The sequence below is a fragment of the Blastomonas sp. CCH1-A6 genome, from assembly GCF_001556365.1.
GTDB lineage: Bacteria > Pseudomonadota > Alphaproteobacteria > Sphingomonadales > Sphingomonadaceae > Blastomonas > Blastomonas ursincola.
In genome coordinates this window covers 1-5,153 of record NZ_LSIS01000263.1, presented here as the reverse complement: position 1 = coordinate 5,153, position 5,153 = coordinate 1, and the positions used below count along the sequence as shown (strand labels likewise).

The window sequence follows — 5,153 nt, the reverse complement described above, 5'->3', positions numbered from 1 at the left end:
GCGGATGGTGCTGCGGATCATGCTCGCGCAGACGCTGGCGCTCGAAACTCCGCCGCATGCGACGATCGCGACCGCGCTGCCGCTGCTGCAGGGCGGTCCGCGCAAGCTGGCGCATGGCGTGTTCGGCAGCCTGATGCGCGCAGGCGTTGCCCTGCCTGCGCCCGAGCTGCCGCCCGCCACCGCCAACCGCTGGACCGCGCTCTGGGGCGAGGCGATGGCCGAGGCCGCGAGTGCCGCGCTGGGCAGCCCTCCGCCACTCGACCTCAGCCTCGCCGACGCATCCGCGACTGCCGCCACCGCCGCGCAGCTTGGCGGCACCTCGCTCGCGCCCGGCCATGTCCGTCTGCCCCGCGCGGGAGCGATCGAGCAGATCGACGGGTTCGAATCGGGCGACTGGTGGGTGCAGGATCTCGCCGCCAGCCTGCCGGCGCGACTGCTCGGTAAGGGCAATGGTCGCAGCGTGCTCGATCTTTGCGCGGCACCGGGCGGCAAGACGATGCAGCTCGCCGCTGCCGGTTGGCAGGTGACCGCACTCGACAATTCGGAAAAGCGGTTGAAGCGCCTGCGCCAGAATCTTAAGCGCACCGGCCTCGATGCGGCAACGATTACCGACAATCTGCTCGAATGGCGGCCCGACGACCAGGCCGATGCCGTACTGCTCGATGCGCCGTGCAGCGCCACCGGCATTTTCCGCCGCCATCCCGACGTGCTCTATCGCATCGGCGCGCGCCATATCGAGGACCGCGCGCAGCAGCAATTGCTGCTGCTGGAACGGGCATCGAACTGGGTGAAGCCCGGCGGCGTTCTCGTCTATGCGGTCTGCTCGCTCGAAAGGGCCGAGGGCGAGGATGTAATTGCCCGGTTCCTTGCCGATGACAGCCGTTACACGATCGATCCCGTTGTCACCGATGAGCTTCCCTCTGGCATCGCCCCCGATGCTCTGGGCCAGGTGCGCACCCTGCCCGGCATGCTGGCGGACGCGGGCGGGCTCGACGGCTTTTTCATGGCCCGATTGCGCCATCAGGCCTGACTGTCCGGCTCTGGGCCAAATCATGTGGAAAAGCGCCGCAAAGCGCCTTGCTCCACAAGATGTTGAGGTTTAAGCGGCTAGGCCTATGCCGCAGCCCCCATTGATAGCTCCGTCGATCCTGTCCGCCGATTTCGCGCGTCTGGGCGAGGAAGTGCGCGCGATCGACTCGGCGGGCGCGGACTGGATTCACATCGACGTGATGGACGGGCATTTCGTGCCCAATATCACCATCGGCCCGGCGGTGGTGAAGGCGCTGCGTCCGCACACGACCAAGCCGTTCGACGTGCATCTGATGATTTCGCCGGTCGACATATATGTGCAGGCGTTCGCCGATGCCGGCGCGGACATCATCACCGTGCACCCCGAGGCGGGGCCGCATGTCCACCGCACGGTGCAGCTCATCAAGTCGCTGGGCAAGAAGGCGGGCGTAGTGCTCAACCCCGCAACCCCGGCCAAGATGCTCGACTATCTGATCGACGAAGTCGACCTTGTGCTGGTGATGAGCGTCAATCCCGGCTTTGGCGGGCAGAGCTTCATCTCCAGCCAGCTGCGCAAGATCGAGGCGATCGCGAAGATGATCGCCAAATCGGGCCGCGCGATCGATTTGGAGGTCGATGGTGGCATCGATACCATCACCGCGCCCCAGGCGGTGGATGCCGGGGCGAACGTGCTAGTCGCGGGCACGGCGAGCTTCAAGGGCGGGCCCGATCGGTATGCCGCCAACATTCGGGAGCTGAAGGGCCAATGAGCGATGTCCTGTCCGAGAGCCGCCGGACAGGCGCCCGCGCAGCCCAGGCAAGTGAGGAAGAACGCCGCCTGCCGCTGATCGGCGCGGACCTCGAATCCCGCCCCGACCTGATCGAGGACAGCCCGCAATCGGCACGCAAGCAGCTCGTGCGGGTGGAAAATGATCGCGGCCTGTCGCTGACCGAAAGCATCGTCCATTATTTCTATCGGATGACCTGGCGCACGCCGCTGCACAAGCTGCGGCTCAAGGGTCGCTCGCCGCTGCGGCTGCTGGCCGCGCCCGACGATCCGTTTCCCGGCGATGCGCGGCGCGGCAAGGCCATTCGCGCCGGCTTCTTTCAGGTTGCGGGCCAGCGGATCGAATTTGCCAAGCTCAACTTCGCGACGCTCCAGGCGCCGCCCGAGGCGCTCGATTACATTCACAGCTTTGCCTGGCTGCGCGATCTGGCCGCAGCGGCACCGCGCGAAACCTGCGTGCCGATCGCCGAGAAGCTGGTCGACCAGTGGCTTGATGCCAATCTCGAGACGGTCGCCGATCCCGCCTGGCGCGCCGATCTGGCCGCGCGCCGCATGCTCAATTGCGCCGCACATGCGCCGCTGATCCTGTCGAGCAGTGATCTTGTCTATCGCTCGCGGGTGCTGCGCAATTTCGCCAGCACCGCGCGGCATCTCGACCATGTGGCCGACAAGGCGCCGGAAGGCCTCGCACGGGTCACGGCCTGGGCCGGCGTGGTCGGTGCCGCACTGCTGCTGCCCGATGGCGAGCCGCGCCGCATTTTCGGTGAGGCCGGGCTGAAGCGCGCGATCGAAGGGTTCATGGGCGAGGATGGCGGTGCCCTGTCACGCTCGCCGCTGGCGCAGATCGAAGCGATCACGGTGCTGTCCATGCTGCGCGCGGTCTATGCTGCACGCGGCGAGCTGCTTTCGCCGATTGTCGAACTGGCGCTGAGCCGCGCGGTGCCGGCGTTGCAGGGATTGACCCACCACGACGGAAGCCTGGGCAGCTGGCAGGGCGCGCCGGGCATCTCTGCCGAGACCATGTCCACGCTGATCCGCGCGAGCGGCATCCGCGCGCGGCCTCTGCGCGATGCGCGGCACTGGGGCTATCAGCGCGTCCCCGCTGGGCGCACGGTGGTGCTGGTCGATGCCGGAACGCCCGCCATGGCGCGGCACGCGGTAATGGGCTGCGCTTCCACGCTCGCCTTTGAGATGAGCCACGGCCCGTATCGGCTGATCGTCAATTGCGGCGGCGCGAGTGCGATTGCCCCCGACATGCCGCCCGAGCTTGCCACGGGGCTGCGCGCCACGGCTGCGCATTCGACCCTGTGCCTCGACGATACCAACAGCACCTCGGTGCTGGCCAAAGGTCAGCTCGGCAAGGGCGTGGGTCTGGTCGAGCTCGACCGTCGCGACAGCGATGATGCCGCGCGGCTCGACATGACGCACGATGGCTATGCCAAGCGCTATGGCCTGATCCACCGCCGCCTGCTCGTGCTGCGCAGCGACGGTCGCGAATTGCGCGGCGAGGACGTGCTGCTGCCCGCCGCCAAGAGCGGTTTCGGGCGTGGCTTCGGCCGTCAGAAACAGGGCGATGTGCCCTTTGCGATCCGCTTCCACCTGGGCGTGGATGTCGAGGCGCATCTGGCGACCGATGGCTGGGGCGTGTTCCTGCGTGTCGCCGATGGATCGCTGTGGCAGTTTCGCTCCGCCGCCAGCAAGGTAACGCTCGAGGAAAGCCTCTGGGTGGATGAAAACGGGCAGATCAGGCCCAGCCAGCAAATTGTCCTGTCCGGCACCGCATCGGTGGGCGGCGGCAATTACGGCTGGCTTATCAAGCATATGGGATAATCACGTGACCGACATTGCGATCAAGCGCGCGCTGCTTTCCGTCTCCGACAAAAGCGGCCTGGCCGAACTCGGCGCCACTCTGGCGGCGCATGGCGTGGAGCTCATTTCCACCGGCGGCACCGCCAAGGCGCTGCGCGACGCGGGCCTTGCGGTGCGCGACATTTCCGAGATCACCGACTTTCCCGAGATGATGGACGGCCGGGTCAAGACGCTGCACCCGATGGTGCATGGCGGGCTGCTCGCGGTGCGCGACAATGCAGAGCATGTCGCGGCGATGGAAGCGCACGGCATCGGCGCGATCGATCTGGTCGTGGTCAACCTCTATCCCTTTGCCGCGACCGTCGCCAAGGGCGCCCAGCGCGATGAGATCATCGAGAATATCGATATCGGCGGCCCCAGCATGGTGCGCTCTGCCGCCAAGAACCATGCCTTCGTCACGATCGTCACCGACCCCGCCGATTATGCGACGCTGGCGCAGGAGATGCAGGCGAGCGGCGGCGCGACCACGCTTGCCTTCCGCCGCAAGCTGGCGGCCAAGGCCTATGCCGCGACGGCCGAATATGACGCCATGATCGCCAGCTGGTTTGCCTTTGCCGATCAGGGCGAGATGTATCCCGAGAAGCTCTCGGTGCCGTTCCGCAAGGGCCAGGCGCTGCGCTATGGCGAGAACCCGCACCAGAGCGCGGCGCTCTATCTGCCCGCCTTCGCGCCGGGCGGGTCGCTCGCCGATCATCGCCAGGTCCAGGGCAAGGAGCTGAGCTTCAACAATCTCAACGATGCCGATGCGGCGCTCGAACTCGTCGCCGAATTCCGCGACGGCCCGCCGACCGTGGTCATCGTCAAGCACGCCAATCCGTGCGGCGTGGCGAGCGGCGACGATCTGGTCAGCGCCTACAAGGCAGCGCTGCAATGCGACAGCGTGTCGGCCTTTGGCGGCATCATCGCCGTCAATCGTCCGCTCGACGGCCCGACCGCCGAGGCGATCAGCGACATCTTCACCGAAGTCGTCTGCGCGCCCGATGCCGATGATGCGGCCAAGGCGGTGTTCGCCAAGAAGAAGAACCTGCGCCTGATCCTGACCGGCGATCTGTGGGACCCCGCGCGCGGCGGCATCGCGCTGCGCACGATCGCGGGCGGCGCGCTGCTGCAGTCGCGCGACAATGGCCGCATCGCGCGCGAGGACCTGAAGGTCGTCACCAAGCGCGCGCCGACCGAGCAGGAACTGACCGACTGCCTGTTCGCCTGGACCGTCGCCAAGCACGTCAAGTCGAACGCGATCGTCTATGCCAAGGACGGCGCGACCGCCGGGATCGGCGCGGGCCAGATGAACCGCCGCGATTCCGCGCGCATCGCCGCTGCCAAGGCGCGCGAGGCGGCGGAAACCTATGGCTGGGCAGAGCCGCGCACCGTCGGCTCGTCGGTCGCCTCGGACGCGTTCTTCCCGTTTGCCGACGGCCTGCTGGCGGCAGTCGAGGCGGGCGCGACGGCGGTGATCCAGCCGGGCGGATCTATGCGCGACGATGAGGTG

At 67.3% G+C, this 5,153-nt stretch carries 4 protein-coding genes; all 4 read left to right on the top strand.

Annotated features, from left to right (window positions below):
• Positions 1 to 1,030 (top strand): RsmB/NOP family class I SAM-dependent RNA methyltransferase (locus tag AX735_RS12615; protein ID WP_066280657.1); only part of this gene is annotated, 1,030 nt, incomplete at its 5' end.
• An 85-nt stretch (positions 1,031 to 1,115) separates the two neighbouring features.
• A complete protein-coding gene (gene rpe, locus AX735_RS12610) occupies positions 1,116 to 1,778 on the top strand; it encodes a ribulose-phosphate 3-epimerase (RefSeq protein ID WP_066280645.1) in 663 nt (220 codons plus the stop codon).
• Positions 1,775 to 3,625, top strand: a complete 1,851-nt coding sequence (locus tag AX735_RS12605; RefSeq protein ID WP_082751075.1) for a heparinase II/III domain-containing protein — start codon at positions 1,775 to 1,777, stop codon at positions 3,623 to 3,625. Before rpe ends, AX735_RS12605 begins: the two co-directional genes overlap by 4 nt.
• Before the next feature lie 4 nt (positions 3,626 to 3,629).
• Positions 3,630 to 5,153: bifunctional phosphoribosylaminoimidazolecarboxamide formyltransferase/IMP cyclohydrolase (purH, locus tag AX735_RS12600; RefSeq protein ID WP_066280643.1), on the top strand; the 1,524-nt coding region annotated here is incomplete at its 3' end.